General features: G+C 72.7%; 19 protein-coding genes and 5 pseudogenes. 7 read left to right on the forward strand and 17 right to left on the reverse strand.

Features of this window, described 5'->3' with window-relative positions:
• Positions 1–69 precede the first annotated feature (69 nt).
• From Prum_RS23055 to Prum_RS23070, 4 genes and pseudogenes are all read left to right on the forward strand, one after another.
• Positions 70–3,534 (forward strand): annotated as a pseudogene (locus Prum_RS23055) (sensor histidine kinase).
• On the forward strand, positions 3,531–3,935 hold the full coding sequence (locus Prum_RS23060; RefSeq protein WP_173078388.1) for a roadblock/LC7 domain-containing protein: 405 nt from the start codon (positions 3,531–3,533) through the stop codon (positions 3,933–3,935). The pseudogene Prum_RS23055 and the gene Prum_RS23060 overlap by 4 nt, the downstream one beginning before the upstream one ends.
• Positions 3,936–4,027: 92 nt before the next feature.
• Complete coding sequence (locus tag Prum_RS23065) at positions 4,028–4,405, forward strand: DUF742 domain-containing protein (RefSeq protein ID WP_173078389.1); 378 nt, start codon at positions 4,028–4,030, stop codon at positions 4,403–4,405.
• A gap of 1 nt (position 4,406) precedes the next feature.
• Complete coding sequence (locus tag Prum_RS23070; RefSeq protein ID WP_173078390.1) at positions 4,407–4,994, forward strand: GTP-binding protein; 588 nt, start codon at positions 4,407–4,409, stop codon at positions 4,992–4,994.
• A gap of 544 nt (positions 4,995–5,538) precedes the next feature.
• Here Prum_RS23070 and Prum_RS55795 read toward each other — a convergent pair.
• The 3 genes and pseudogenes from Prum_RS55795 to Prum_RS23085 form a co-directional block, all read right to left on the reverse strand.
• Positions 5,539–6,479: pseudogene (locus tag Prum_RS55795) on the reverse strand (transposase); the annotation flags it as partial.
• A 620-nt stretch (positions 6,480–7,099) separates the two neighbouring features.
• A pseudogene (locus Prum_RS55145) lies at positions 7,100–8,364 on the reverse strand (transposase); the annotation flags it as partial.
• A 16-nt stretch (positions 8,365–8,380) separates the two neighbouring features.
• Positions 8,381–9,319 carry a SatS C-terminal domain-containing protein gene (locus tag Prum_RS23085; protein WP_173078392.1) on the reverse strand — a complete coding sequence of 313 codons (939 nt, stop codon included), beginning with the start codon at positions 9,317–9,319 and terminating at the stop codon, positions 8,381–8,383.
• A 113-nt stretch (positions 9,320–9,432) separates the two neighbouring features.
• Here Prum_RS23085 and Prum_RS23090 point away from each other — a divergent pair.
• Positions 9,433–9,758 (forward strand): annotated as a pseudogene (locus Prum_RS23090) (PadR family transcriptional regulator).
• Here the strand turns inward: Prum_RS23090 and Prum_RS23095 are convergent.
• The 12 genes and pseudogenes from Prum_RS23095 to deoC all read right to left on the reverse strand — a co-directional run bounded on the left by Prum_RS23095 (position 9,755) and on the right by deoC (position 22,111).
• Complete coding sequence (locus Prum_RS23095; protein WP_173078393.1) at positions 9,755–10,420, reverse strand: permease prefix domain 1-containing protein; 666 nt, start codon at positions 10,418–10,420, stop codon at positions 9,755–9,757. The pseudogene Prum_RS23090 and the gene Prum_RS23095 overlap by 4 nt on opposite strands.
• On the reverse strand, positions 10,414–11,079 hold the full coding sequence (locus Prum_RS23100) for a permease prefix domain 1-containing protein (protein ID WP_173078394.1): 666 nt from the start codon (positions 11,077–11,079) through the stop codon (positions 10,414–10,416). Before Prum_RS23100 ends, Prum_RS23095 begins: the two co-directional genes overlap by 7 nt.
• Before the next feature lie 50 nt (positions 11,080–11,129).
• Positions 11,130–12,767, reverse strand: a complete 1,638-nt coding sequence (gene cydC, locus Prum_RS23105; protein ID WP_173078395.1) for a thiol reductant ABC exporter subunit CydC — start codon at positions 12,765–12,767, stop codon at positions 11,130–11,132.
• Positions 12,764–14,410 (reverse strand): thiol reductant ABC exporter subunit CydD, encoded by a 1,647-nt coding sequence (gene cydD / locus Prum_RS23110; RefSeq protein ID WP_173078396.1) that lies wholly within the window; start codon positions 14,408–14,410, stop codon positions 12,764–12,766. Before cydD ends, cydC begins: the two co-directional genes overlap by 4 nt.
• The gene (locus Prum_RS23115; RefSeq protein ID WP_173078397.1) at positions 14,407–15,399 is read right to left on the reverse strand and encodes a cytochrome d ubiquinol oxidase subunit II; all 993 of its coding nucleotides are present in this window, start codon (positions 15,397–15,399) and stop codon (positions 14,407–14,409) included. Before Prum_RS23115 ends, cydD begins: the two co-directional genes overlap by 4 nt.
• 10 nt (positions 15,400–15,409) lie before the next feature.
• On the reverse strand, positions 15,410–16,672 hold the full coding sequence (locus Prum_RS23120) for a cytochrome ubiquinol oxidase subunit I (RefSeq protein ID WP_173078398.1): 1,263 nt from the start codon (positions 16,670–16,672) through the stop codon (positions 15,410–15,412).
• 334 nt (positions 16,673–17,006) lie between these two features.
• Positions 17,007–17,900: a M56 family metallopeptidase gene (locus tag Prum_RS23125; RefSeq protein ID WP_173078399.1), complete on the reverse strand. Its 894-nt coding sequence runs from the start codon at positions 17,898–17,900 to the stop codon at positions 17,007–17,009.
• A 32-nt stretch (positions 17,901–17,932) separates the two neighbouring features.
• Positions 17,933–18,271: pseudogene (locus tag Prum_RS23130) on the reverse strand (BlaI/MecI/CopY family transcriptional regulator); the annotation flags it as partial.
• Between the two features lie 147 nt (positions 18,272–18,418).
• Positions 18,419–18,919, reverse strand: a complete 501-nt coding sequence (locus Prum_RS23135; protein ID WP_173078400.1) for a Uma2 family endonuclease — start codon at positions 18,917–18,919, stop codon at positions 18,419–18,421.
• Positions 18,920–19,741: an aldehyde dehydrogenase family protein gene (locus Prum_RS23140; RefSeq protein ID WP_173078401.1), complete on the reverse strand. Its 822-nt coding sequence runs from the start codon at positions 19,739–19,741 to the stop codon at positions 18,920–18,922. It abuts the gene before it with no gap.
• Positions 19,734–21,158: an aldehyde dehydrogenase family protein gene (locus Prum_RS23145; protein ID WP_173078402.1), complete on the reverse strand. Its 1,425-nt coding sequence runs from the start codon at positions 21,156–21,158 to the stop codon at positions 19,734–19,736. Before Prum_RS23145 ends, Prum_RS23140 begins: the two co-directional genes overlap by 8 nt.
• A gap of 2 nt (positions 21,159–21,160) precedes the next feature.
• Positions 21,161–22,111 carry a deoxyribose-phosphate aldolase gene (gene deoC, locus Prum_RS23150; RefSeq protein WP_173078403.1) on the reverse strand — a complete coding sequence of 317 codons (951 nt, stop codon included), beginning with the start codon at positions 22,109–22,111 and terminating at the stop codon, positions 21,161–21,163.
• Between the two features lie 39 nt (positions 22,112–22,150).
• Between deoC and upp the strand changes: the two genes are divergently transcribed.
• A complete protein-coding gene (gene upp, locus Prum_RS23155; RefSeq protein ID WP_173078404.1) occupies positions 22,151–22,783 on the forward strand; it encodes a uracil phosphoribosyltransferase in 633 nt (210 codons plus the stop codon).
• Between the two features lie 65 nt (positions 22,784–22,848).
• Here the strand turns inward: upp and Prum_RS23160 are convergent, their stop codons facing one another.
• Positions 22,849–23,337, reverse strand: a complete 489-nt coding sequence (locus tag Prum_RS23160) for an NUDIX hydrolase (protein WP_173078405.1) — start codon at positions 23,335–23,337, stop codon at positions 22,849–22,851.
• A gap of 50 nt (positions 23,338–23,387) precedes the next feature.
• Between Prum_RS23160 and Prum_RS23165 the strand changes: the two genes are divergently transcribed.
• On the forward strand, positions 23,388–24,074 hold the full coding sequence (locus Prum_RS23165; RefSeq protein ID WP_173078406.1) for a GOLPH3/VPS74 family protein: 687 nt from the start codon (positions 23,388–23,390) through the stop codon (positions 24,072–24,074).
• A gap of 61 nt (positions 24,075–24,135) precedes the next feature.
• Here the strand turns inward: Prum_RS23165 and Prum_RS23170 are convergent, their stop codons facing one another.
• A complete protein-coding gene (locus tag Prum_RS23170) occupies positions 24,136–25,752 on the reverse strand; it encodes a phospho-sugar mutase (RefSeq protein WP_173078407.1) in 1,617 nt (538 codons plus the stop codon).
• Between the last annotated feature and the right edge of the window lie 38 nt (positions 25,753–25,790).

The following is a 25,790-nucleotide window of genomic DNA, read 5'->3' on the forward strand; positions in this document are numbered from 1 at the left end:
ACCCGACCGGGTCGGTCGATGAGCGGTGCCCAGTTTGATGGTGGGGCGCCGGTACGGAGGGCGGGTGACGTGAGCAAGCGGCCGAAGACGGCGGACTCTGTCATGTCGCGTCTCCGTCGGCCTCTGGGCCGGCTTCGCGATCTACCGATCTGGTCGAAGCTCGGCCTCATCATGATCGTGCCGACGCTGGCGACGATAGGGGTCGGCACCAACGGGCTCATCGAGCACCTCGGCACCGCCAACGACGCGGACCGCGCGCGCACGCTCGCGCAGCTCTCCGAGGCGTCCGGCGAGTTGGTCCACAACCTGCAGAACGAGCGGGCCGCCGCGGCGATGCTGCTGGGGCGCGCAGCAGCCAGGCGAAGACCAAGTATCTGGACGCCTACAACAAGGTGCAGCCGGTGGTCGACGAGACCAAGCGGCCGTACCAGCAGGAGCGCAACGCGCTCAACGCCGGCGACCTGCCGGAGAACTTCCGCGAGACGCTGGCCGCCGTCGACACCGGCCTCAGCGACCTGCCGGCGACCCGTAGCCAGGTGACCAACGGCAAGCTCGCCTTCAGCCAGGCGAGCGGCACGTACACCGAGCTGCTGACCTCGCTGCTCTCGATCCGTGACTCGGCCGCGCAGCTCGCCGGCGACACGACTCTCGGCGACCAGATGCGTGCCGCGGCCGCGCTGGCGCGGTTCAAGGAGTTCATGTCGCAGGAGCGCATCGTCGGTCACAACATGCTGAGCCAGGGCGAGTTCACCGCCACCCTGCGCAACGAGTACATCGAGGCGCAGAAGGGCCAGGAGCAGGCGCAACAGGCGTTCGAATCGGTTGCCACCCGGACCGACGAGGAGTTCTTCGACCAGACGGTCGCCGGGCCCGACCTGCGCAAGGCGGAAAACTACGCGGGCTACCTGAGCAGCAAAAACAGCCTCAGCATGAGCGACGCCCCGTTCAATTCGGACAGCTGGGACGCGGCGCTGCTGGCCAAGGCCAACCTCGTCCGCACCGTGGAGACGTCGGTCGACGGCGAGGTCGTCAGCCGGGCCACGACGCTGCGCGACAACGAGTACGAGCAGCTGCTGGTCGAGGCCGGCGTCCTGCTCGGCGTCCTCCTGCTCGCGATCCTCTTCGCCTGGGCGGTCGCCCGGTCGATGGCGCGGTCGCTGCGTGAGCTGCGGCACGGCGCGCTCTCCGTCGCCCAGTACGGCCTGCCGCAGGCGGTGGCCCGACTGCGTGACCCGGCGCTGTCCAGCCAGCTCTCGCCGGTACAGGTGGCCAACCAGATCGCCGAGCCGCTGCCGGTCCGCACCAAGGATGAGTTCGGTCAGGTGACCGAGGCGTTCAACGCGGTCCACCTGGAGGCCGTCCGTACCGCCGCCGAGCAGGCCGCGCTGCGCGCCTCCGTCGCGACGATGTTCGTCAACCTGGCCCGCCGTTCGCAGATCCTGGTCGACCGGCTCATCGGCCACCTCGACCGGCTGGAGCGCGGCGAGGAAGACCCGGACCGGCTGGCCGAGCTCTTCCAGCTCGACCACCTGGCCACCCGAATGCGCCGCAACGACGAAAACCTGCTGGTGCTCGCCGGTGCCGACTCCACCCGCGTACAGCGCGAGCCGGCGGCGCTCATCGACGTGCTGCGGGCCGCGCAGTCCGAGGTCGAGCACTACACGCGCATCGAGTTCGGCGTGGTCGACCGCGACATCGAGGTCACCTCGAACGCGGTCAACGACCTCGTCCACCTCGTCGCCGAGCTCTTCGACAACGCCACCGCCTTCTCGCCGCCGGACTCGCACGTCATCGTCGAGGCCCGCCGCGTGGGCGACCGCGCGGTGCTGTACGTCGAGGACCGGGGCATCGGCATCACGCCTGAGCAGATGCACGACCTCAACGAGCGGCTCGCCACGCCGCCCATGGTCGACGTCGCCGTCTCCCGGATGATGGGCCTCGTCGTGGTCGCGCGGCTGGCCGCCCGGCACGGCGTCAAGGTCGAGCTGCGGCCGGCGAGCGAGCGTGGCACGGTGGCCGACGTCACGCTGCCCACCTCGGTGCTCGTGCCGCGGGCCCTGTCCGGCCGTGGTCAGCAGCCCGGTTCGCTGCAGTTCCAGACGCCGTCCGTACCGGCCGAGCCGCCGATCCAGGTGCCGGCCCAGCGCCCGACGTTCGGTGCGCCGTTGGCTCTGGAAAGCGGCCCGACCGGGCCTCAGCCGGCCGGCCGCCCGTTCGACCCGACCCCGCTCAACGGCGGTCGCATGGTGGGACCGTCCTCGGCGCCGCCGCGCGGCATGCCGGCCTGGTCCGACCTGACCGGGGCGACCGCCGCCAACGGCACCGGCCCCGGCCCTGGCCCCAATGGCGCGGGCGACATGTTCAGCCCGCGTACGCCCACGAACGGCCAGTCCAGCGACCCGCTGCCGCAGCGGCGTGGCTCGGACCACTGGACGGTCGACGGCGAGGTCACCGGCAGCGGGCCGGCACCGAACATCCCGCGGCAGATCCCGACCAACCCGGAGTCGCAGGCGCGTACCGGTGCGTTCCCGCCGGTGTCCGCGCCGCCGGTCCCGTCGGCGCCCCGGTGGTGTCGACTCCGCCGGCCCCGTCCGCGCCGACGACCCGGCCCCCGACGGCTGTGCCGCCGGTCGTGCCGGCCGCGTCCGCGCCGCCCGCGTGGCCGCCAGTCACCGTGCCGGATCGGGACACCGCGCCGCCGCCGGTGCCGGAAAAGCTGGCCGCCGCGCTCGACATGACGGCGGAGCTGCCGAAGCTCAACCGGCCGGAGGCCGGGGCGACACCGCCCGCCACCGCGCCGCCCACGGCCATGCCGTCGTCCGCCAAGCCGGCCGCTGGCGCCCCGGCGCCCGCCACCGCCTCCGGGCCCACCACGGCCGCTGCCGCTGCCGCAGCAGCCGCCGCAGCCGCGTCCAAGGCCCGCTTCGCGGACGAGACCATGGAACTGCCGATCTTCCGCGAGCTGGAGTCGGCGTGGTTCCGCACGCGGCGGACGGTGTCGGACGAGACGAAGAAGCCAACGACCGCAGGCGAGTTCGTCACCGTCGACGCGGTGCGACCGGCTAGCCCCGCCCCGGCGGCGAGCGCCACCGCGACCGGTACGCCGGTCACCGCGGGTGCTCCTCGCGCCGCGGGGCCGGCGCCGGCCACCCCCGCACCGGCCACCCCCGCACCGGCCGGCAACGGCAACGGTGCGGCGCGCCGTACCGAAACGGGCGGCTGGCAGACCGCCGCGGACGACGGCTGGCGCGCGGCCAGTGCGGCCGCGACCGCGAAGCCGCCCGCCGAGACCACCCAAGCCGGGCTACCCAAGCGAGTGCCGATGGCGCAGCTCGTGCCCGGTGGGGTGGACAAGGGCGCCGCCGCGGTGCAACGTCGTACCCCGGAAGCGGTTCGCGGCCTCCTGTCCGCGTACCACCGAGGGGTGCAGCGCGGTCGCACGCACCCCAAGGACGACCAACCGGCTGGCTCGGGGGAGACCCCGCAGGCCGGGGCCCCGCGGCCGGAAGCGGCCAGAAGGAGCATGAGGGATGACAACAACGCAGGATCTCGGCTGGCTACTCGCTAACTTCGCCGACCGTGTGCCCGGGGTCGCCCACGCGATCGCGGTGTCCGCGGACGGCCTGCTGCTGGCATCGTCGCGAGACCTGCCGCGCGACCGGGCGGACCAGCTCGCGGCCATCGCCTCGGGTCTCGTCAGCCTGACGCAGGGCGCGGCGCGGTGCTTCGAGGGCGGCGCGGTGCTCCAGACAGTGGTCGAGATGGACAACGGCTTCCTGTTCCTGATGTCCATCTCGGACGGTTCTTCGTTCGCGGTCCTGGCGGCGCGCAGTTGCGACGTCGGTCAGGTCGGGTACGAGATGGCACTGTTGGTCGACCGGGTCGGCGACGCGCTGACGCCGGCGCCGCGCGCGGCTGCGGGCATGCTGGGTTGAGCGCACATACGGTCCGACTTCGGGCCGTGGGTGTCATGGATTCTGTTGGTTGAGTTTCAAACGGGTCGACAGAAGGGGGTGAACGGCGAATGATGGCCGAACGCGATGAGCCAACCGGTGCGCTGGTCAGACCGTACGCCGTCACCCGAGGTCGGACCCGTCCCAGGCTGGAGATCGCGCTCGAAGCGCTCGTAGAGACCACCGTGCGAGGACGGTCCGCGGGTGCGCACAAGGGCGGTACGGGCCGGGAGCATCAATACATCGCCGCGCTGTGTGACGGCCGGCTGCAATCGCTCGCGGAGATCGCCGCGCGGATGCAGTTGCCGCTCGGGGTGGCCCGGGTCCTCATCGCCGACATGGCCGCCGACGGCCTGCTCGCGGTGTACGAGCCGACCTCCCTGGACGACGCCAACGACGCGGTGGGCACTGAACTGCTGGAGAGGGTGCTGAGTGGACTTCGCAGGCTCTGACATGTCGCAACGCCCACTGACCGGGCGAGTGACGTCGGCGAAGATCGTCATCGCCGGTGGGTTCGGCGTCGGAAAGACGACGCTGGTCGGCTCGGTCTCGGAGATCACGCCGCTGACCACCGAGGCGATCATGATGTCGGCCGGTGTGGGCGTTGACGACACCCGGCAGGTGCCGGGGAAGACAACCACCACGGTGGCCATGGACTTCGGCCGGATCTCGATCGACCGCGACCTGATCCTCTACCTGTTCGGCACGCCGGGCCAGACGCGTTTCTGGTTCATGTGGGACGAACTCGTACGGGGCGCGATCGGCGCGGTCGTACTCGTGGACACCCGGCGACTCGCCGACTGCTTCGCCGCGATCGACTTCTTCGAGCACCGGCGGCTGCCGTACCTGGTGGCCATCAACTGCTTCGACGGCATGCAGTATCACGACCCCCAGGACGTGCGCGACGCGCTGGCCATCTCTCACGAGATCCCAGTCGTGAGCTGCGACGCCCGCAACCGCGAGTCGACCAAGCACGTGCTCATCTCGCTGGTCGAGTACGTGCTGAGCATGCGCCGCTCCCGGGCGGTAGCGCCGGCCTGACCGGGGTCTTTCGCGCCCGCCCGGGGCACATCGCTGGGCGGGCGTACCAGCATGCCCACCCCCAATCGCGCCCCGCCCGCCGGGCCCGCGCGCGTGCCCGTCGATCAAGGCTTTCCTCGCCGATCAAGGGCATACGGCCGTGCTTTGATCTCTTTTCCACGACCGTTTGCCCTTGATCGACGCGCAAGTCCTTGATCGACGTACGTGGAGAGCGCGCGGCGGGTACGCGCGCCGAGGGGGCGAGCGCGCGGCGAAGCATGGCGCCGCCGCGCGTGCGCCGACGTGGACCTCGCGCCGCCGCGCATGCGCCGACGCGGACTCGCACCGCCCTCCCCGCGCCGCCGTGCGTCGATCAAGGGATCTCTCGCCGATCAAGGGCATACGGCCGTGGAAAAGAGATCAAAGCACGGCCATATGCCCTTGATCGACGCGCAAGCCCTTGATCGACGCGCGGCGCGCGCCGCGCGGAGGCGAGGGCGGTGCACGTCGACAGGAGCGCGGCACGGCGCCGCGCGGTGGGTGCGGGGGACGCAGGAGGCGAGGGTTAGGAGCGGTAGCCGGCGGAGCGGAACTCGTCGTCGCCTACGCTGTCGCGGCTGAAGTCCCAGCCGCCCGCGGCCTCCCGCCCGGGGCGCCCGCCCACCGCGTACCCGCCGATCTCCTGCCCACGGCGCCAGCCGCGGAAGTAGCCGGTGGTGTGCGCGGCGATGCTCTGGGCGTCGCGGACGATGCGCAGCGGGCGCTCCTCACGGGGCGGCAGGGCCGATCCGGGGACCAGGTTGGCCTGGGGTACCCGGCGGGGCAGGCCCGAGTTCGTCTCGGCGCCCACAGAGGGCCTGGCGGCCTGCTCGGCGGCGCGCCAGCCGTTGTCGGCGGAGGAGTTCCAGTCCAGCTCGGAGTCTTCGTCGGGGTGACCGACGAACCACGCGGAGCGGGTCTGGGCGAAGATCAGCAGGTCGCCGTCGCCTTCCTCGGCCACCGGTACGGCGCTGCGCTCGACCGCGCGCCGCGAGCGGGCGGTGCGGGCGCCACGGTCGCTGAGGTCGTCGACCAGCCGCAGGGACGGGGCGTCGAGCGCGGTCGTGCCCACCGGGGGCCGGTCGTCGAGCAGCGCCCGGTCGGCCATCGGCGGCGGCTCCACCAGGCGGAGCATCGGCGGCTCCTGGGGCAGGTCGTCGGCCAGCCAGGGCGGCGTGACCCGGCCGTCGCCGGCACTGGGGAGACCGGCCGGTCCAGCTCGCTGTACGACGGGTACGGGCGCTCGCCGTTCATGCGCGGCGGCAGGGCGGCACGGTCGTCGTCGCCGGGGTTGACCAGCGGCCAGTTGGCGCGGGAGCCGGGCGGAGCCTGCGGCGGGCGCGGCGGCTCCGGGGCGGCGAAGCGCGGTGCCTCGGGACCCCGTCGGGGCTCGTGGGCCTGGCGAGGCAGCGGCACGTTGAGGTCGGTCGCGCCGAAGCCGGCCGAGCCGGCGGGCGTCTGCGCGCTGAAGCCGGTCGACGCGGCGGGCGCCTGTGCGCCGAAGCCGGCCGAGCCACCCGGCGCCGGCGCGCCGAAACCGGCGGAGGCGGCGGGTGCCTGGTCGCCCCGGGTGTTGGGGCGCGGCGGGATCGGGGTGGGCCGCTGGCGTTCGGCGCGGGCGCTGTTGATGGCGGCCGTGGTCAGGGTCGCCCGGAACGGCTCGCCGCTGTCCGCGGGCGCCACGCCACGCTGGGCCGGCACGGGCGGCGTGGGCGCGATCGGGGTGATGCCCGGCGGCGGGGAGGAGGAGCCGACACGGGGCGGTTGGTGGTGGGCTCGCCAGGGCGGGCCATCGGCATGGGCGCCATCGCGCCGTCCGCGAGCTGTCCCGGGTGCCCGGCGTACCCGGCCGGCACGGAAGGCCGGGCGGGTGGCGCGGAGGACCGGATCGGCAGGGGGTGGGCGCGGTGAGTGCGGCCGGGGCCACCGGAGGGGCGATGGGCCGGTTGACCGGCGGCGGGGCCACCGGCGGGCGGATCGCCGTGTCGGCGGACGCGGCGGGTGCCATCGGCGGCATGGGTGCCATCGGTTGCATCGGTTGCATCGGTGGCATGGGCCCGGCCGGGGCGCCGGGGCCGGAGCCGGACGGCTGGGGGTGGCGGTGGTGCCGCCGCGGCCGGGCGGTTGACCGGCGGCGGGGCGACGGGCGGGCGGGTCACCGGCGCGGGTGCGACCGGTGGCGTGGTGAGCGGCTGCGGCATCGCGGGGGCCGCGCTGGCCGCCGCGGGCTCGGGGCGTGCCCGGCGCCCGACCCGGGTCGGCGCCGGGTCTTCGGCGGGCGGGGGCACCGCGTGCAGGCCGGCTGCCGGAGCAGCCGCGTGCGCGCCCATCGCGGGAGCGCGTCCGCCGGCCGCGGGAGGCGCGGCGACGGGAGCGGGCGGAGCGACCCGACGAGCCGTACGGCGGTTGGCCGCGGGCGGGGGCCCAGCCGGGCGCTGAGCGTGGAAACCAGGGCCTCGCAGCCCAGGTCGCAGGCGCGCACGGCGGCGATGGCCTGCCGCACGGTCTCGGCGATCGCCGGGGTGATCGCCTTGGTGAGCGCGCTGCGGCGCGGCGTCTCCGCGATCGCGACCCGCAGCGCGGTGATCTTGTCGCTGACCGTCTCCGGGTCGGCCACGCCGTCGGCGGCGAGCTGGGCGATGACCGCCTCGGCGGCCGGCGCGAAGTCGCTCCGGCGGCCGGACGTGCCGGCCAGCATGCCCGGCTCGGGCAGCGCGTCGAGCAGGGCCAGGGACACCGGCTCGGCCGGGTCGGGGTAGGCCCGCAGCGCGGCCGGGTAGAGCTCGCGGAGCACCTCGCGGAGGGCGACGGCGGCGGAGAGGCGGCCGTTGCACAGGGCCGCGTGCGCGGCGAGGACCGGCTTGTACGCCAAGAGGTCCCGCGGCACGGGGAGGACGACCGCGGACAGCGCACCGGCCTGCAGGGCCCGCGCCAGGCCGACCGCACGGCGCTCGGCCGCCGGCGATTCCATCTCTTCCAGCGACTCGTCATCGGCGAATCGCTCAGCGTAGTCGTCGACGGAGTCGTCGTCGGCGATGGCGAGGGGACGTCCCGCGGCCGTGAGGAGCGACGTCACCAGATGGTCGTCACCGTCTGCGGCGATCGCGACCCCGGTCGGCCCGCTCGAACGTTCCACGAGCAGCGCACCGAGCTGGGCGTACCCCGCTGGGTCGTCGCTGATCTCGCAGACGTCGAGCAGCCGCCCTGCGTCGTCGACCACGGCGACGGTCAACCGCGACTCGGCCGAAGCCTGTCGCGCGGTCGAATCCGCCGACGCGAGACCGCAGTACACCCGCACGAGCGCCACGGCGTCGTCCTCCTCCCCGGACTTAAGCGTGTGCCAAGGACTGATGCTCCCTGGTGAGGGGTCAGTCGCGCCAGTCCACAGCGGCAGAGATCTTGCCGATAATCGTGCGCCAGCCAAGACTTGCCTGTTGTGCCCCGATTTTCTTCAACCGGCGGCGACCGCGGAAAGCACCAAGTCCGCCACCTGCGGCGGACCGTAGGGCCTCATCGAGGTCGTCGAGGGGAGAGCCCGCGGACAGCGCGGTGATGACCGGCTTGAGGCGCAGGGCGTACGACAGGTCGCGAGCCACCTCACCGGCCTCGATGAGCAGGTTGAAATCCCAGCTGTCGTGGCCGCCGCGCAGGTTTTCCACGACGAGATCAAGCTCATAGGAGTCTTCGTCGGTGGGCGCGACGTCGGACGGCTGGATCCGCTCGACCACTGCTGGCCAGGTGTCCACCTGGGCCAGGTCGTTCGGCGCACCGGACCGGACGAACGTCACCAGCGACTCGGCGCTCTTGAAGAGCAGCAGCCGGCCGCGGTGGCTGAGGAAGACCGGTACCTCTTCGGCCTCTTCCTCGTCGTCCTCGTCCTCGTCCTCGAAGTCTTCCGCGGAGGACTCCTCGGCGTCCTCGCGGGCGTGCTTGCCGCGCCGCTCGATCTCCTCGGTGTCGTCCGGGTCGACCTCGTCTTCGTCTTCCTCGTCGGGGAAGTCGTCGTCGAGGATCACCACGGTGTCCTCGTCGTCTTCCGAGATGGCGTGCTTGGCGCGGGCGGCGAACGGGTCGTCGTCGTCGCGGTCGCCGACCTCGGTCGGGGTCAGCGCCGTGGAGAGCCGGTACGCCCGGAGCGTGTAGCCCACGCCCGCGGGCAGCGCGATTTCGACAGGGTCGACGCGCGCCTCCGACCACAGCGTCGAGTCGCCGGACGAGGTGGCCGGCGGATCGGCTTCTTCGATCTCCTCGACCTCGTCGAGGTCGGGCTCGTCGGCGTCTGGCCGTTGGGGCGACTGGCGGGCCACGCTGACCTCCGTGTGGAATCAGGAACTCTGCGCACACCCTAGTAGCCCATTGAATGCGGCGAGCGCCCGCACCCCGTTGGAGTTCCTCGCGCACATCGGTAGGCTTGCTACTTATGAAGGCGCAGGCCCTGCACGGACACCTCGACGCGCTGCTGCTCTCGGTGCTGGAAGGGGTTCGCTGCACGGCTACGCGATCATCGAGGCGCTCAAGGCCCGCAGTGGTGGCGCGCTCAACCTTCCCACCGGCACCATCTATCCGGCCCTGCGCCGCCTGGAACGCGCCGGGTACGTCGAGAGCGAGTGGAGCACCGTCAACGGTCGCGAGCGGCGGACGTACCGGCTCACCGGCTCGGGCCACCGCGCGCTGGCCGGCGAGCGTACGAGCTGGCACGAGTTCAGCTCGACCGTGGGCCGCTTTCTCGGCCCTGAGCCGGCCTAAGGGCGGGCCCGCGCCGCCGCCAGACAGGTGAGCGCCGACCGGCCCAACCATCCGTACGTCGCCGCGATCACCAGTCCGCCCACGATCATCGGCGGCCAGGTGAGAGCCGCCGGCCACATCTGCACCGACCAGACGTACATCAGCCAACCGCCGGCCGTTCCCACGCCGACCATCGCCAGCGTGCCGACAGCTATCGCACGCGCCGGTCCCCGGCCCACCGCGCGGCCCCGCCGCACGCGCCACGCCAGCCAGGCGTAGGCGGCCACGGCGAGCACCGCGTAGGCGTACCCGAGATAGTCCTGGACCCGCGCGACGAGCAAGTAACCGCCGGGCGGCATGGACGCGGACGCCGTCCAGGGTCCGCCCCGCCACATGAAGTCGGCCAGCGCCGTGAAGAGTGCCGGCACCAGCATCATCCGCAGCGCCAGCCGGCGGGCCGCGCCGGCGGCCAGCTCCGCCTGGTACGCCGGCGCCAGCTCACGGACGCCGCCGAAGTCGGCCACCGCCCGCCGTTGCGCCTCCGCGGCCGCCAAGCCCTCTTCCTGGTACGCCGAAGCCGCGTCGACCAGGCCGTGCCGCGCCTCCCGGAGCAGGTCGTCCTTGAGCCGGCCCGGACCGGTCAGCGCGCGGTCGAGGCTGCGGACGTACTCGTCGATCAGCATGCGGCCGCTGCCCGGGTCGAGACGACGCAGCGCACCGCCAGCCAGGTGAGCGTGCCGAAGACGGCGTCGAGCATGATCCAGGCCGCGATCATCGGCGGCCAGGTGAGCGCCCGCGGGTCTTCCAGGACGGACGTGATCGCGGCGAACGTCCCCACGGACCCGATCAGCCCGCAAATCACCAGCGTGCCCGCCGCGAGCGCCCGCACGATGCGCCGGGGGTCGCGCCGCGAAGGCAGCGCGACCAGCGCCACGAGCGCGAGCGCACCAACCACATAGGACACCCAGTCGATCGCCTGCACCATGAGGAGGAACGCGGATGGCGGAGCCTCGGCCGGCACGTCCGGCGGCTGCCACCACATCCAGTCGGCGGTCAGCATGCCCACCGGCACCAGGGCCACCACCAAGGCCAGTCGACGCCCCTGACTGGCCGTCAGCTCGGCCTGGTAGGCCGGCGCCAGCTCGCCGACGCCGCCGAACTCGGCCACCGCCAGCGTCTGCGCGGACCGCGCGTCCAGACCGCTGTCCTGGTACGCCGTCGCGGCGTCCTCCAGGCTGCCGCGCGCCTCGGCGATCAGGTCGGCCTTCTGCCTGCGCGGCCCGCGGAGCTGGTCAGACAGCGTGCGCAGATAGTCGTCGATCAGGGCAGCATCGGCGCGCATGAAGACGAGCCTGCCACGACGTACGACTCGCCCGCATCCGGGAGCTTCCCTTAGGGCGTGCCGAGGCTGACGTAACCGCGCTCGGCGGCCTCCTGCGCGAGCCACTGGTCGCGGTACCACCCCGGCACGGCCGCCAACTCGGCGTGGGTGCCGCGCTGCACCACCCGGCCCGCGTCGAGCACGAGGACCTCGTCCAGGCCGGCGAGCCCGCGCAGCCGGTGGGTGACCAGCACCACGGACCCTCGGGCGGCCCCGAGAGTGGCGGCCAGCACCTCGTCGGCGGCGGCCGGGTCCAGGCCCTCGGTGGGCTCGTCCAGGACCAGCACGGCCGGGTCCAGCAGCAACGCCCTAGCCAGGGCCAGCCGCTGCCGCTGGCCGCCGGAGAGCTGCCCGCCGTCCTCGCCCACCACCGTGTCCCAGCCGTCCGGCTGCTCGCCTACCCAGTCGAGGAGCCCGGCCGTCGCGCACGCGGCGGCGAGGTCGTCGTCGGTGGCGTCGGTCCGGCCCAGCAGCAGGTTTTCGCGTACGGAGGCGTGGAAGACGTACGCCTCGGCGAGCAGCCCGCCCACCTGCGCGGGCGAGCCGCCCCACTCGGTCAGCGCGTGCAGGAGGCTGCTCTTTCCTGCCCCGCTCGGGCCGACGACCGCGATCCGGCGTCCCGGTGGGAGGTCGACGCGTACCCGGTCGAGCGCGGGCGGCCCGTCCGGCCGGTAGCGCACGGTGATGCTGGCGAGGTCGACCGGGTCGGTCGCCGCGGCGGGTGCGGGGGTGAGCAGCGCGGCGACCCGGGACAGCCCGGCGCGCAGCTCGCTCCACTGCCGCGCCGACGTGACCAGCGCCAGGCAGGCTTCGACCGCGGCGAGCGCGCCGACGGCGAGGACGCCCACGAGCACCCCGTCGACATCGGCGCGCAGCGCGGTGACGGCCACGGCCGCCGCGGTCGCGCCACCCACGAGTACGCCGGCCGCGTCGACCGCCCAGCCGGACGTCGCGAGCCGGCGCTCCAGCCGGGACAGCTCGCCGGCCCGGCGGTTCGCGGCGTCGAGGGCCGCCGCGGTCGCCCCGTACGCGGCGAGGTCGGCGGCGCCGTGGGTCAGGTCGATGGCGTCGCCCGCGAGCGCGCCGCGGAGCGGGGCCACCCGGTCGGCCGTACGGCGGGTGAGCGCGGTGGCCGCGGCGGGCAGGGCGCCCCCGGCGACGAGCAGCCCGGCGGCGAGAGCCACCGCCGCGGCGGGGGAGATGAGCGCCGCGCCGCCCACGGCCAGTACGCCCACGGCGGCGGCCGCCGCGCCCGGGACCAGCACCCGCAGCAGCAGGTCCTGTACGGCGTCCACATCGGACACCAGCCGGCTGAGCGAGTCGCCGGTGCGGACCGGTTCACGGCGGGTGGAGAGCGTCTCGAACACCCGCGCCCGTACGTCGGTGAGGATCCGCAGCACCGCGTCGTGGCCGGCGAGCCGTTCCGTGTAGCGCAGCACGCCCCGCCCGATGGCCAGCGCGCGCACGGAAACGATGGCGACGGTGAGCGCGCTCAGCGGCGGCTGGCCGGCGGCGGTGATGAGCAGCCAGGTCGCGGTGGCCATCAGAGCCAGCCCGGCCAGCTCGGTGCCGGCGGCGAGCACGCCCGCGGCGACCAGCCGGCCGAGGTAGGGCCGGGCCAGCCGCAGCACGGTCCGTTCGGGGCTCATGCGGGCACCTCCACGGCGGCGCCTGCCGTGACCCGGATGACGCGGTCGGCCTCGGCGAGCAGCGCGGGGCGGTGGGCCACGACGATGGCGGTACGACCGGCCATCAGCCGCCGGGTGGCCTCCAGCACGGCGGCCTCGGACGCACCGTCGAGGCGCGCGGTCGGCTCGTCGAGCAGCAGGATCGGCGCGTCCCGCAGGAACGCCCGGGCCAGCGCCACCCGCTGCCGCTGGCCGCTGGACAGCCCGTGGCCGCGCTCGCCGAGCACGGTGTCGAGCCCGTCGGGCAGCGCGTCGACCACCTCGTCCAGCGCGGCGGCCTTGACGGCGAGGCGCAGCGCCTCGTCCGACGCGTCGGGAGCGCCGAGGCGGATGTTGTCGGCGAGCGACGCCGCGAACAGGTGCGGCCGCTGGGGCACCCACGCGATCTTGCGGCGCCACTCGTCCAGGTCGAGCGTGGCCAGGTCTACGCCGTTCACTCGCACGTGCCCGGTGTTTGGGACCACGAAGCCCAGCAGTAGGGCTAGTACCGTGCTCTTTCCGGCCCCGCTGGGGCCTACCAGCGCGACGCGTTCGCCCGCGTTGACGGTGAGCGACAGGTCCCTGAGCGCGTCGCCGCGCTCATAGCTCACACTCACCCCCGCAAAGCTCAGGGATGCAAGGAAGGGCACCTTGTTAGCGCTTTTCGCATAGGAAGGGTCCCCTGCTAACAGCTCGAAGGATGACTCGAGCGCGGTGAGGCCCTCTTGGCTGGCGTGGAAGCGGGCGCCGGCCGCGCGCAGCGGGAGGTACGCCTCCGGGGCCAGCAGGAGCACCAGGAGGGCCGTCTGCAGGGTCAGGCCGCCGTCCAGCAGGCGCAGGCCGATCGGGACCGCGACCAGCGCCACCGACAGCGTGGCGATCAGCTCCAGCACCAGACCGGACAGGAACGCGATCCGCAGCGTCCGCATGGTCGCGCCGCGGTGCCCGTCGGCCATCTTGCGGACGACCTCGACCTGCGCCTGGGCCCGCCCGAACGCACGCAGCGTCGGCAGCCCGGCCACCATGTCGAGGAAGTGGCCACCCAGCATCGACAGCCGCCGCCACTGGCGCTGCGTGGCCGCCTGCGCCTGCCAGCCCAGCAGCGCCCCGAAGATCGGGATGAGCGGCAGCGTCACCGCCACGATCACGGCCGAGCTCCAGTCGGCGAACACCAGCCGCGCCAGCACCGCCACGGGCACGGTCACGCCGAGCACGAGCTGCGGCAGGTATCCGGTGAAGTAGGCGTCCAGCGCGTCCAGCCCGCGTCCCGCGAGCGTGGCGATCTCGCCGGCCCGCTGGCCCGCCACCCACGCCGGTCCGCGCCGGCCCACCGCGCCGAGCAGTTCGCCGCGCAGGGCGGCCTTGACGGTCGCCGCCGCGCGGGCCGCCACGACGCCCTGGCCCCACACGACACCCGCCCGCGCCGCCACCGCGGCCACGAAACCGGCCAGCGCCGCCTGGTCCAGCCGCCCGCCCGCCGCCGCGGCGAGCACCGCCGCCAGCGCCGTGGCCTGGGCGATCACCACCACCGCGGCGGCAACCCCGAGCAGACCGAGTGCTGCGAACTGGCGCCGGGTCGCGGGGACCCGGCGCAGCAGGCGGGGATCGAAGGGGCGCCGACTCACCAGTACACCGGCGCCCGCTGGTCGATCCGTCCGCGGAAAATCCACCAGCACATCACCTGGAAGCCTAATAGGGCCGGGACGAGCGGTACGGCGAGCCAGCCGAGCAGCCGCAGGGTGGGACCGCTGGCCGCCGCGTCGGCGACCGTCAGGCTGGCCGCCGGGTCGACGGTCGACACCAGCGTGTAGGGCCAGGTCGCCGATCCGACCAGCGCCACCGGCACGACCAGCGCCACCGACGTGGCGACAAAGGCGGCGCCCGGCCTGCCCCGCCGCCATGCGCCGGCGGCGACCAGCAGCGCCGCCGCCAGCACACCCAGCAGGGGTACGACGGCAGCCGGCTGCTCTACCGCGGCGCGTACCCGGGAAGAGAGAAGGCCCACGACGGCGGTCCCGGCGACGGCGGCGAGTGCCCACGGCACCAGCTGGCGGCCCGGGTGGGCGAACCCGCCCTCAGGCAGGCGCAGCGCGAGGAAGGCGGCGCCGTGCACGGCGACCAGCGCCAGCAGCGTGACCGCGGTGGCGGCCGTGAAGGGCGTCACCGCGTGGCCGACGCCCGCGACATGGCCGTCCGCGTGCAGCGGCACCCCTTGCAGGAGGCCACCGAGCACGGCGCCCCAGCCGAGCGCGGCGAGGGCGCTGCCGCCGATGACCAGCCGATCCCAGCCGCCGCGCAGCCTGATTTCCCGGCTCCGTAGCTGCACCGCGGCGGTGACGAGGATCACCCCGGCCAGCGCGAGCGCCACGGCCGGGTAGAGGCCGGACAGCAGTTCGCCCTCCAACATCGGGAACGCGCCGAAGAGGATCCCCATCGCGGCGACCAGCCAGACCTCGTTACCGAGGAAGAACGGGCCGACCGCGGTGAGCAGGCCGCGCCGCGCCTCGGGGGTCCGGGCGCGGGCGAGCAGGACGCCGGAGCCGTAGTCGTAGCCGCCCAGCACCAGGTAGGCGGCGAAGAAGAGCCCGAGCAGGGCGTACCAGACGGTTGCCACGGTCGCCTCCTCAGGCCAGGGCCGGCTCGGGCCGGCCGTCGATGGGGAGTACGGGCTCGTCGGGCCGGCGGCCGAGTGCGGGGTCGGCCGAGCCGCGGCTGGCGAAGCGGGCCAGGAGCAGCCAGTCCGCGACGGCCAGCGCGATCAGCAGCACCGAGAAGCCGAGGAACGAGGTGAGCAGCACGCCGCCGCTCGCCGGGGTTACCGCGTCTCCGGTCTTGAGCAGCCCGTACGCGACCCACGGCTGACGGCCGAGCTCGCGGAAGAACCACCCGAAGAGAGCCGCCAGGAACGGCAGCGGCACCGCGAATAGGAGCAGGTACAGCGGAAACTTGAGCCGGATGATCCAATCCCGCCAGAGGAGCGGAAGCAGGAAGATCACGAGCGCCAGCGTGTTGGCGATCAGGATCATGAAGCCGAGCGGCGCGCCGACCCACTCGGGCGGCAGGTAGTCGCCTGGGCTCCCGCCGAAGCGCGCCGCGAAGTCGGCCGCGGCGGCCAGCTTGTCCGCCTCGGCGCCGAGCTTGGTGGGCTGGATCTCGCTGAGGTAGCCGAACTGGGCGTACCCGAAGCCGGTGACCATGGTCGTGCCGATCGCGGCGGTCACCACCCCGATCCGCAGCGACTTGCGAAATACCTCGTAGTCCGGGTTTCGGCGGATGAGCTGCCAGGCGCTGATGCCGGCCATCAGGAAGCCGCCGGTCGTGATGGCCGCGAAGATCACGTGCAGGAGCGCGATCGGGAACGACTGGTTGCTCAGCAGCGCCCCGAAGTCGGTGAGGTGGGCGACGCCGTCCTTCTCCTCGTACCCGACCGGATGCTGCAGCCAGGAGTTGGCCACCATGACCCAGAAGGCCGAGGTGTACGCGGTGATGGCCACGCCGTACAGCAGGGCGAGGTGGATGCCGCGCCGCAGCCGGTGCCAACCGAAGATCCACATGCCCAGGAACGTCGACTCCAGGAAGAACGCGACCAGCGTCTCGGTGGCCAGCGGGGCGCCGAAGACGTTGCCGACGTAGCGGGACAGCCCACTCCAGTTCAGCCCGAACTGGAACTCCATCACGATGCCCGTCACGATCCCGAGCGCGTAGTTGATCAGGTACAGGGTGCCCCAGAAGCGGGTGAGCCGCTCGTAGACCGGCTTCTTCGTGACGAACCGCGCCGTCTGCAAGTACACAAGCAGGGTGACCAGACCGAGCGTGACCAGCACGAACAGGAAATGGATCGACGTCGTCGTAGCGAACTGCAAGCGCGCGAGCAGCAACGGGTCCATGTGGCCACCCTACATGTAGCGACCATACATATATCTACGACACCGTGTAGTGCGCGCCGTGCCCGCTCTGCGCGTCGATCAAGGGCTCTGCGCGTCGATCAAGGGCTCTGCGCGTCGATCAAGGACTCTCTCGTCGATCAAGGGCGAATGGTCGTGGATCGGAGATCAAACCACGGCTATTCGCCCTTGATCGACGAGAGAGTCCTTGATCGGTGGGGCTCCAGGGCCGGCGCGGAGTGCCGGCTTGGGCTGCTTCCCAACCGGGGCGCCCTACTCACGCCAGCGCGCCACGCGGGTGTCCGGCCAGAACGCTGACCGACGGCGCGGGGGTGGGTCAGGCGAGGAACAGCGAGACGGTCAGCGCGACCAGCGTCGCCGCGACCACCAGGGCGAGCGTGCCGCGCACCCGGGCCGGCCGGCCGGCGGTGAGCAGGCGTTGTACGCGGGCGTCGAGCTCGGTGTCGGCGACGCCGAGCGCGCCCGCGGGCGTGACTCGCGACGGGGCCGACGCGAAGCGCAGCAGTGCTGCGGCGAGCGGGCCGTCCAGGTGCTGCCGGCGGGCCTTGTCGTCGGCCCGCATCTCGACCAGCAGCGCGACCGTGGCGCGGGCGGCGCGGACCCAGGCGGCCCACGGCAACGCCCGGCACAGCGCGGTGAACGGCAGCAGCACCAGGTCGTGCCGCTCGTCGGCGTGGGCCCGCTCGTGGCTGAGCACGGCGGCGAGCTGCGGCCGGTCGAGCAGGCTGAGCGTGCCCGCGCTCACCACGACGGTGGGCCGGACGCCCGGCAGGCAGTACGCCGCGGCGCTCGGGTGGTCGAGGACCAGCGCACCCGGTGCGGCCGGGTCGTCGCGGGCCACCAGGTTGAGCAGGTCCCGGTGCCGTCGTTGTGCGCGGATGGCGCGCAGCCCGCAGGTGACGGTGGTGCCGATCAGCACCGCCCCGACGCCGAACCCGCCCGCGACGAACGCCACGTGCGCCGGGCCGAACCCGGGCGGCAGCTCACCGGAGACGAGCCGGAGGAGCGCGGTGCCGACCCCGGTGCCGTACGGCCCCAGGCCCAGGGCCAGCGGCAGGCCGATCGCGGCGAGCCCGAGCGCGAGCCCGACCGCTTGCCAGCACACGATCGCGACCCGAGGGCTGCGGTAGGTCCACGTGGACCGGGTGAGCACCTGGGCGGTGAGGTAGCACGCCAGCACGGCTCCGGCGAAATGCGCGGCGTACACCATGGCGGTCAGTCTTTCCCGTCCGCTGCTTCCTCGGCCAGGGCGGCCCGCAGCACCTCGGCCTCCGTGCCGCTCACCGAGCGGGCGAAGCGCACCAGCGCCGCGTCACGGCTGCTGGACAGGTCCAGGGCGTCGAGCATGAGCTGCGCGATGTATGCCTCGCGGCTGGCCGCCGGCCGGTAGCTCCAGGCTCGACCGGCCCGGTCCCGCTCCACCATCCCCTTGCCGGCGAGCCGGTCCAGCACGGTCATCACGGTCGTGTACGCCAACTCGCGGTCCTGGAGCGTCTCGGCGACCTCGCGCACTGTCAGCGGCGTGCCACGATCCCACAGCACATCCATAACGGCACGCTCAAGCTCCCCCAACCGCATCACGCCATCGATCCTACCCGCCACGCCCCCGCCCGCCAGCCCGTCGATCAAGGGCCGCGAGCCTCGTCGATCAAGGGCAAATGGTCGTGGATTGGAGATCAAAGCACGACCGTTCGCCCTTGATCGACGACGAAATCCTTGGTCGGCGAATTAGCTCAGGCCGTTGAGTTGCAATTCCGCAAGGGTGGCGCGGCGCCTTTCGACGTATTCCGTGCTGCCGGCCAATGTGTTGGCCAACTCATACATCGTGACGAGGGCACCCCACGGGTCGCCCTCGATCGGCTCGGCGAGCCAGTACTCCGGAATTCCGCGCTCGGCGTACCAACTCGGGTTGCGATCTTTCTTGTCGGACGACGGCGACCATACCTCCGCCACCAGTGCCAGGGCGGCGGGGTCGTGCCAGGCCGCGTTCGGGTCGGTCGGTTGGTCGTAGAACACGCCGACCTCGGCAACACGGGTGTCCTTGGCCGTATTGAGTACGCCGACTTGCGTAAATGCAAATCGGCCGGCCTGCTCCAGAAGATTGCAGAGCTTTTGCTCAACGTATTGATGCCACAAGCGAGCCGGAAAAATGACGTACAAATTACCGTCATGCACCTCGGCGCGTGTGCCCCGCGGAAGCTCTTCGAGGTCGGCGATTGTAAAGGCCACCTATACGCCCTTGGGGTGCCAGACGGTTTTGGTCTCCAGGAAGCTTGTCATGCGGGCGATGCCCGGGTCGGCGGTCCAGTCCACCGGGGTCGCCGGCGGGCGTACGACGCGCTTGAGGTTGTCGGCCGCGGCCTCCTCCAGCGACCTGGCCAACTCCCGGTCGGCCACGCCGGTCAGGTCGAGCGCGTTGACGTCCATGTGCGCGGCCAGCCACGGGGCGGTCTCGGCCACCTTGCCGGTCAGCACGTTGACCACCCCGCCGGGCAGGTCCGAGGTGGCCAGCACCTCGGCGAGCGTTACCGCGGGCAGCGGGCGTCCTTCGGCGGCGAGCACCACCACCGTGTTGCCGGTGACGATCGCCGGGGCCACCACGCCGACCAGGCCGAGCAGCGCGGACTCCGGCGGGGCGACCATGCCGACCACGCCGGTCGGCTCGGGGGAAGAGAGGTTGAAGTACGGGCCGGCGACCGGGTTGGCGTTGCCGTACACCTGGGCGATCTTGTCGGACCAGCCGGCGTACCAGACCCAGCGGTCGATCGCGGCGTCCACGTCGGCCGGCGCCTCGCCGAGCCCGACGAACTGGTCGCGCCGGCCCTCCAACATCTCGGCCACCCGGTAGAGGATCTGCCCCCGGTTGTACGCGGTCGTGCCCGACCAGCCCTTCACGGCCGCGCGGGCGGCGACCACCGCGTCCCGTACGTCCTTGCGGGACGCGAGCGCCACGTTGGAGTCCTGCACCAGATACGACCGCCCCGACTCGCTGCGCGGGAACTTCCCGCCGATGAAGAGCTTGTAGGTCTTCCTGACGGCGAGCCTAGACATCGAGGTAAGCCTCCAACCCGTGCCGACCGCCCTCGCGACCGTAGCCGGACTCCTTGTACCCGCCGAACGGCGACGCCGGGTCGAACTTGTTGAACGTGTTGGCCCACACCACGCCGGCGCGCAGCCGGTCGGCCGTCCACAGGATGCGCGAGCCCTTGTCCGTCCACACGCCCGCCGACAGCCCGTACGGCGTGTTGTTGGCCTTTTCGACCGCCTCGGCCGGGGTGCGGAACGTCAGCACCGACAGCACCGGCCCGAAGATCTCTTCCCGGGCGATCCGGTGCGCCTGGGTCACGCCGGTGAAGATGGTCGGCGCGAACCAGAATCCCCGGTCGGGCAGCTCGCACGGCGGCGACCACCGGGCGGCGCCCTCCTCGGCGCCGATGTCGGACAGCGTACGGATGCGCTCCAGTTGCGCCGCCGAGTTGATGGCACCGATGTCCGTGTTCTTGTCCAGGGGGTCGCCCACCCGCAGGAGGGCCATCCGCCGCTTCAGCCCGGCCAGCACCTCGTCGTACACGGACTCCTGGACCAGCAGGCGGGAGCCGGCGCAGCACACATGGCCCTGGTTGAAGAAGATGCCGTTGACGATGCCCTCGACGGCCTGGTCGATCGGCGCGTCGTCGAAGACGATGTTGGCCGCCTTGCCGCCCAACTCCAGCGTGACCTTCTTGCGGGTGCCGGCTACGGACTTGGCGATGGCCCGCCCCACCTCGGTCGACCCGGTGAACGCCACCTTGTTGACGTCCGGGTGGGAGACGAGAGCGTGCCCGGTCTCACCGGCGCCGGTGACGATGTTGACCACGCCGGGCGGCAGGTCGGCCTCCTGGCAGATCTCGGCGAAGACGAGCGCGGTCAGCGGCGTGGTCTCGGCCGGCTTGAGCACGACCGTGTTGCCGCACGCCAGCGCCGGCGCGATCTTCCAGGCCAGCATCAGCAGCGGGAAGTTCCACGGGATGACCTGGCCCGCGACGCCGATGGGGCGCGGGTCGGGGCCGAAGCCGGCGTACCCGAGCTTGTCGGCCCAGCCGGCGTAGTAGAAGAAGTGCGCCGCTACCAGCGGCACGTCCACGTCGCGCGACTCGCGGATCGGCTTGCCGTTGTCGAGCGATTCCAGTACGGCCAGCTCGCGGGCGCGCTCCTGGATGATGCGGGCGATCCGGAAGAGATACTTCGCCCGCTCGCGTCCGGGCATCCGGGACCAGACGTTCTCGTACGCCGCGCGGGCGGCCCGCACCGCAGTGTCCACTTCGGACTCTGTGGCCCAGGTGACCTCGGCGAGCACCTCTTCGGTGGCCGGGTTGACGGTCTTGTTGCGCACCTCGCCGTCGACCCACTCCCCGTTGACGAACAAACCGTACGCCGGCTTGATGTCCACAATGGAGCGTGACTCGGGTGCGGGAGCGTATTCGAACATGGTCAGTCCACTGTGAAGTAGTCCGGACCGGAGTAGCGCCCGGTGGTGAGTTTGGTCCGCTGCATCAGCAGGTCGTTGAGGAGCGTGGAAGCGCCGAAGCGGAACCAGTCCGGGTCGAGCCAGTCCGCGCCGGCGGTCTCGTTGACCACGACGAGGTACTTGATGGCGTCCTTGGTGGTGCGGATCCCGCCCGCCGGCTTCACGCCCACCTGGCGGCCGGTCGCGGCCCGGAAGTCGCGCACGGCCTCCAGCATCACGAGCGTCACCGGCAGCGTCGCCGCGACCGGCACCTTGCCGGTGGACGTCTTGATGAAGTCGCCGCCGGCCAGCATCGCCAGCCATGAGGCACGCCGCACGTTGTCGTAGGTGACCAGCTCGCCGGTCTCCAGGATCACCTTGAGGTGGGCGGTGCCGGACGCCTCCTTGACGGCGACGATCTCGTCGTACACCTCCCGATAGCGCCCGGAGAGGAAGGCGCCCCGGTTGATCACCATGTCGATCTCGTCGGCGCCGGCCGCGACGGCGGCCCTGGTGTCGGCGAGCTTGACCTCCAGCGGCGCCTGCCCGGACGGGAACGCGGTCGCGACGCTGGCCAGGTGGACGCCGGAGCCGCGCAACACCTCAAAAGCCACCGGCACCATCGCCGGGTAGACGCACACCGCCGCGGCGGCAGGGCAGGACGGGTCGGCCGGGTCCGGGCGGCGGGCCTTGGCGCAGAGCGCGCGCACCTTGCCGGGGGTGTCCGCGCCTTCGAGCGTGGTCAGGTCGACCATGCGGATGGCCAGGTCGATCGCCCACGCCTTGGCGGTCGTCTTGATCGACCGGGTGGCGAGCATGGCGGCCCGCTGCTCGGCGCCCACCTGGTCGACACCGGGCAATCCGTGCAGAAAAGCACGTAAGCCCGCATCTGAGCGCCCGATGTCGGCGAGCGCCGACTGCACTGTCGCCGTCATACCCGCGAGTCTAGACACCGGGCAGGTAGGTTGACCGCCGTGGACGTACTCGTCGTTGATCATCCTCTCGCCCAGTCGCGGCTTACCGCGATGCGCGATGCCCGCACCGATTCGGCGGCGTTCCGCGCCGCACTCCACGAGCTCACCACCATGCTCGTGTACGAGGCAGCCCGCTCCCTGGAGATCGAACGCTTCACGGTCGAGACGCCGGTGGCCCCGACCGAGGGCACCCGGCTGGCCAACCCGCCGCTGCTCGTACCCGTGCTGCGCGCCGGCCTGGGGATGGCCGACTCGGCCCTGGCGCTGCTGCCGGAGTCGTCGATGGGCTTCGTCGGGCTGGCCCGCGACGAGCACACCTTCGAGCCGCGCGCCTACATGGAGTCGCTGCCCGCCGACCTCGCCGACCGGCCGGTCTTCGTGCTCGACCCGATGCTCGCCACCGGCGGCTCGCTGGAGCACTGCTGCCGGCTGCTGGCCGACCGGGGGTGCACCGACATCGTCGTGCTGTGCGTCCTGGCCGCGCCGGCCGGCATCGACCGCCTGGACCGCTCCGGCCTCCCGCTGCGCCTGGTCACCGCCTCGATCGACGAGGGGCTCAACGACAAGGCGTTCATCGTCCCGGGCCTGGGCGACGCCGGCGACCGCCAGTTCGGCGGCATGCCCCGCTTCTAACGCTTCCCCATCTCTGTGATCAAGGCGTCCTTCAAGTCGTTATAACGACTTGAAGGACGCCTTGATCACAGAGAGGTGTAGGACCAGCTCAGGGCGCGGCCGTTCGCGAACGGCATGACGCCGTGGAAGACCTGGGGGCGCTCGGCGAAGACCAGCGGCAGGAAGTGCCGGTCGCTCTCCCACATGGGCACCCGCCCGGCGAGTACGTCGGCGACGTCCCGCCAGACCAGCGTGCCCTCGGGGTTGTTGGCGAGCGGCTCGCCGGTCCACTCCGGCACCCGGAAGAGGAAGGCGAACCAGTTTTCGCCCTGGCGGCCGAAGCCGGGCCAGGAGATCGTGCCGGCCAGCTCCAGCTCCTTGCACTCGATGCCGGCCTCCTCGCGGATCTCCCGGCGCATGCCGGCCGCCACGTCCTCGTCCGGCTCGAGCTTGCCGCCCAGCCCGTTGTGGTACCCGAAGTGCACGTCGTCCGGCCGCGCGTCCCGGTGGATCATCAGCAGCCGGCGCCGGTCGGCCGACAGCACGTAGCCCAGGGTGGCGAGTATGGCCTGCACCCGTGGGAGATTAATGCAATACGGGCGCCGACCGGCTAGCGTTCGGGGCCATGAGCTCCGTTGCACTGGCCGAAGAACTGCTCCTGCTCGCGTACGACGACGAGACGGGCAAAGCGATCGGCTCCCGGATCGGCCTCGACCTGGGTATGGCCGCTGCGGTGCTGGTGGAGCTGGCGCTGGCCGGCCGGATCGCGTACTCCGACGGGACGATCATGGTCACCGACTCGTCGCCGACCGGTGGGCCGATCGCCGATGACGTACTGGCGCGGATCGCCTCCGACACGCCGCACACGCCCGCGTCGTGGGTGCAGCGGCTGCGGCACGGGCTGCGCGACCGGGTGCTCGCCGACCTGTGCGCCCGCGGTGTGGTGCGCGACGTCGACGAGACCGCGATGGGCTTCATCCATCTGCACCGCTACCCGACGGTCGACGCCAGCGTGGAGGCCGAGGTGCGGGCCCGGCTCGGCAAGGCCCTCAGCGGCGACGACCAGCCGGACGAGCGCACCGCGGCGCTCGCCACGCTGGTGGCGGCCGTCCGGATGGAGCCCACCCTGGGCCTGTCCGACGGGGAGATCAAGGGAGCACACCAGCAGCTGGAGAAGATCGGCGGCGGCGCCGGCTTCACCGGCTCGATCAGCCTGGAGGAGTCGACCATCCGGCCGAGCGTCGCCCTCGTGATCGCCGCCCTCGCCAAGGCCATCAACCAGGCGTTGGGCGCCGCCCCCCGCTGGATCTGAGCTGCAAGGAAGGGCCCCTTGTTATCGCTTTTTGCATAACAAGGGGCCCTTCCTTGCAGCTCTACCAGATTCCTAGGGCGGCCGCCGTCTCGGTGCGTAGGGCGCGGACGGAGGCCGCGGCCCGCTCGCGCGCCGCGGGGATGTCGTCGTCCACGACCGGTTCCACCACTTCCAGGTACGCCTTGAGCTTCGGCTCGGTGCCCGATGGGCGGACCACCACGCGGGCGGTGTCGGTGCGCAGGATGACCACGTCCGCGTCGGGGAGCAGGTCTTCGACCGAGGTGACCGGCTCGTCCAGGAGCGCGTCGGGCGTCTTGCCCCGCAGGCGCGTCATGATGTCGCCGATCTCGTGGGCGGCGTCCACCCGCACGGAGAGCTGGTCCGTGACGTACACGCCGAACTCGGCGGCGATGTCGTCCAGGCGGTCGGCGAGGGTCCGCAGCTCGGCCCGCAGGCCGGCGGCCAGCTCGGCCACGGTCAGCGCCGCCGTGATGCCGTCCTTGTCCCGTACGTGGTCCGGGGCGACGCAGTAGCCGAGCGCCTCCTCGTAGCCGAAGACCAGCCCGTCGCCGGCCCGCACGATCCACTTGAACCCGGTCAGCGTCTGGGCGTACGGCATGCCCCGGGCCGCACACATCGCCTTGAGCAGTGACGACGACACGATCGTGGTCGCGTACCGGCCGCGCCGGCCCTGCCGCATGAGGTGGTCGGCGATCAGCACGCCCACCTCGTCGCCGCGCAGCATCCGCCAGCCGCGTACGGGGTCGGGGATCGCCACGGCGCACCGGTCGGCGTCCGGGTCGTTGGCGATGGCGATGTCGGCGCCGTTGACGTCGGCGAGCGCGATGACCCGGTCGATGGCGCCCGGCTCCTCCGGGTTGGGAAACGCCACGGTGGGGAACGCCGGGTCGGGCTCGGCCTGCTCCGGCACCACGGCCGGCGTGGCGAAGCCGGCCCGCCGGAACGCGGCGGTCAGCACCGCCGCGCCGACCCCGTGCAGCGGCGTGTACGCCACGCCCAGCTCGCGCGGCCCGTCCGGGTCGAGTACGGCGGCCGCACTGTCCACGTAGGAGGTCACCAGGTCCTCGTCGAGCACCTCGCCCGGCTCGCCCAGCGGTACGCCGGACAGCGGGCCGACCGTTCGGATGGCCGCCTCGATCTCGGCGTCCACGGGCGGGACGATCTGCGCGCCGTCGCCCAGGTAGACCTTGTACCCGTTGTCCTGGGGCGGGTTGTGGCTGGCGGTGACCATCACACCGGCGACCGCCCCCAGGACCCGTACGGCGTACGCCAGCACCGGCGTGGGCAGCGGCCGGGGCAGCACCAGCGCGGCCCGGCCGGCCCCGGTGGCGACCCGCGCGGTCTGCTCGGCGAACGCCTTCGAGCCGCGCCGCGCGTCGTACCCGATGACGAGCGGACCGGGTGTGTCGCGGGCCGCGAGCCAGGTGACCAGCCCGGCCGCTGCCTGGGTGACGACGGCGAGGTTCATGCCGTTGGGGCCCGCGCGCAGCGGACCCCGCAGCCCGGCGGTGCCGAAGGTCAGCGGGCCCGCGAACCGGTCGGCCAGGTCAGCGGCGGTCTCCGGGAGCCGGTCGAGGACCGCGCGCAACTCGGCGCGGCTCGCCGGATCGGGGTCGTCGTCGATCCATGCCTGCGCGCGCTCCCGAAGCTCGTTCATAGCCGCTTTGATAGCACGTGTCCGATACCACCGCGCGA

This window comes from Phytohabitans rumicis, assembly GCF_011764445.1.
GTDB lineage: Bacteria > Actinomycetota > Actinomycetes > Mycobacteriales > Micromonosporaceae > Phytohabitans > Phytohabitans rumicis.

What these genes read in the sequence shown, in the direction of transcription:
- Prum_RS23060 (WP_173078388.1), top strand. Translation starts at nt 3,531, where the DNA reads ATGACAACAACGCAGGATCTCGGCTGGCTACTCGCTAACTTCGCCGAC.
- Prum_RS23065 (WP_173078389.1), top strand. Translation starts at nt 4,028, where the DNA reads ATGGCCGAACGCGATGAGCCAACCGGTGCGCTGGTCAGACCGTACGCC.
- Prum_RS23070 (WP_173078390.1), top strand. Translation starts at nt 4,407, where the DNA reads ATGTCGCAACGCCCACTGACCGGGCGAGTGACGTCGGCGAAGATCGTC.
- Prum_RS23095 (WP_173078393.1), bottom strand. Translation starts at nt 10,420, where the DNA reads ATGCTGATCGACGAGTACGTCCGCAGCCTCGACCGCGCGCTGACCGGT.
- Prum_RS23100 (WP_173078394.1), bottom strand. Translation starts at nt 11,079, where the DNA reads ATGCGCGCCGATGCTGCCCTGATCGACGACTATCTGCGCACGCTGTCT.
- cydC (WP_173078395.1), bottom strand. Translation starts at nt 12,767, where the DNA reads ATGAGCCCCGAACGGACCGTGCTGCGGCTGGCCCGGCCCTACCTCGGC.
- Prum_RS23120 (WP_173078398.1), bottom strand. Translation starts at nt 16,672, where the DNA reads ATGGACCCGTTGCTGCTCGCGCGCTTGCAGTTCGCTACGACGACGTCG.
- Prum_RS23125 (WP_173078399.1), bottom strand. Translation starts at nt 17,900, where the DNA reads ATGGTGTACGCCGCGCATTTCGCCGGAGCCGTGCTGGCGTGCTACCTC.
- Prum_RS23140 (WP_173078401.1), bottom strand. Translation starts at nt 19,741, where the DNA reads ATGTCTAGGCTCGCCGTCAGGAAGACCTACAAGCTCTTCATCGGCGGG.
- Prum_RS23145 (WP_173078402.1), bottom strand. Translation starts at nt 21,158, where the DNA reads ATGTTCGAATACGCTCCCGCACCCGAGTCACGCTCCATTGTGGACATC.
- deoC (WP_173078403.1), bottom strand. Translation starts at nt 22,111, where the DNA reads ATGACGGCGACAGTGCAGTCGGCGCTCGCCGACATCGGGCGCTCAGAT.
- Prum_RS23165 (WP_173078406.1), top strand. Translation starts at nt 23,388, where the DNA reads ATGAGCTCCGTTGCACTGGCCGAAGAACTGCTCCTGCTCGCGTACGAC.
- Prum_RS23170 (WP_173078407.1), bottom strand. Translation starts at nt 25,752, where the DNA reads ATGAACGAGCTTCGGGAGCGCGCGCAGGCATGGATCGACGACGACCCC.